Source organism: Fructobacillus pseudoficulneus, from assembly GCF_900108455.1.
GTDB lineage: Bacteria > Bacillota > Bacilli > Lactobacillales > Lactobacillaceae > Fructobacillus > Fructobacillus pseudoficulneus.
Genome location: NZ_FNWS01000016.1, coordinates 1 through 1600, shown reverse-complemented (window position 1 = coordinate 1600; position 1600 = coordinate 1). Strand labels below are relative to the sequence as shown.

Genomic DNA, 1600 nt, shown 5'->3' with positions numbered 1-1600 from the left:
CCGTCTAAGGCAGGACAGATGACTGGGGTGAAGTCGTAACAAGGTAGCCGTAGGAGAACCTGCGGCTGGATCACCTCCTTTCTAAGGATAATCGGAGCGTTACAGGGACTTAAGTGTTAATTTGAATGTTCAAAAGTTTTGTTTAGTTTTGAGTGCGTGACGCACAAAACCAGCTTATGGGGGATTAGCTCAGCTGGGAGAGCACCTGCTTTGCAAGCAGGGGGTCAGCGGTTCGATCCCGCTATTCTCCATTGGCCAGAAGAAAGCCTTTTGGCCAAAGCTTGTACATTGAAAACTGAATAATCAAGAAATTCTTTTAAAATGATTCAGAGGTGAATCATCTAAATGAACCGAGAAACAACACAAGTTCTTTAACAAAAGAACGGTTTAATCGCAGGTCAAAAAATTGACCAACTCATAAAACTGATCCAACTATTAGTAGTTGTGGTTAAGTGAATAAGGGCGCGTGGTGGATGCCTTGGCACTAGGAGCCGATGAAGGACGTGACTAACTACGATAAGCTTTGGTGAGCGGTAAGTACGCTATGACCCAGAGATTTCCGAATGGGGAAACCCAGCACATAGAAGTGCTATCCATATCTGAATACATAGGATATTGGAAGGAATACGCTGTGAACTGAAACATCTCATTAGCAGCAGGAGCAGAAAGAAAAATCGATTCCCTGAGTAGCGGCGAGCGAAACGGGAAGAGCCCAAACCAGTGTGCTTGCATGCTGGGGTTGTAGGACTGTCGTTGAGTTACCAAGACAGAAGTTAGGTGAAAACGTTGGGAAGCGTTGTCAAAGAGGGTGATAACCCCGTAACCGAAAGCTTTTGTCCTCTAGACAGGATCCTGAGTACGGCCGGACACGAGAAATCCGGTCGGAATCTGCGGGGACCATCCCGTAAGGCTAAATACTCCCTAGTGACCGATAGTGAACCAGTACCGTGAGGGAAAGGTGAAAAGCACCCCGGAAGGGGAGTGAAATAGTTCCTGAAACCACGACGCCTACAAGAAGTCAGAGCCCGTTAACGGGTGATGGCGTGCCTTTTGTAGAATGAACCGGCGAGTTACGGTATCGTGCGAGGTTAAGGTGAAAAAACCGGAGCCGCAGCGAAAGCGAGTGTGAATAGCGCGAATAGTACGATGCTGTAGACCCGAAACCAGGTGACCTACCCATGGTCAGGATGAAGGTGAGGTAAAACTTACTGGAGGTCCGAACCGGTGCATGTTAAAAAATGCTCGGATGAACTGTGGGTAGCGGTGAAATTCCAAACGAACTTGGAGATAGCTGGTTCTCTCCGAAATAGCTTTAGGGCTAGCCTCATTATAAGCATACTGGAGGTAGAGCACTGTTAAGCCTAGGGGCCCATCTCGGGTTACCAAAGTTTGATAAACTCCGAATGCCAGATATGTATGAATGGGAGTCAGACGATGAGTGATAAGATCCACCGTCGAAAGGGGAACAGCCCAGACTGCCAGTTAAGGTCCCCAAATATATGTTAAGTGGAAAACGATGTGATAGTGCATAGACAACTAGGATGTTGGCTTAGAAGCAGCCACCATTTAAAGAGTGCGTAATAGCTCACTAGTCGAGTGC

General features: G+C 47.2%; 1 tRNA gene and 2 rRNA genes. All 3 read left to right on the top strand.

From position 1 onward, the window contains the following. Nucleotides 1-81 (top strand): 16S ribosomal RNA (locus BLW39_RS06940); the annotation flags it as partial. 97 nt (nt 82-178) lie between these two features. Further along, nucleotides 179-251, top strand: a tRNA-Ala gene (locus BLW39_RS06935). A gap of 195 nt (nt 252-446) precedes the next feature. Further along, nucleotides 447-1600, top strand: a 23S ribosomal RNA gene (locus BLW39_RS06930); the annotation flags it as partial.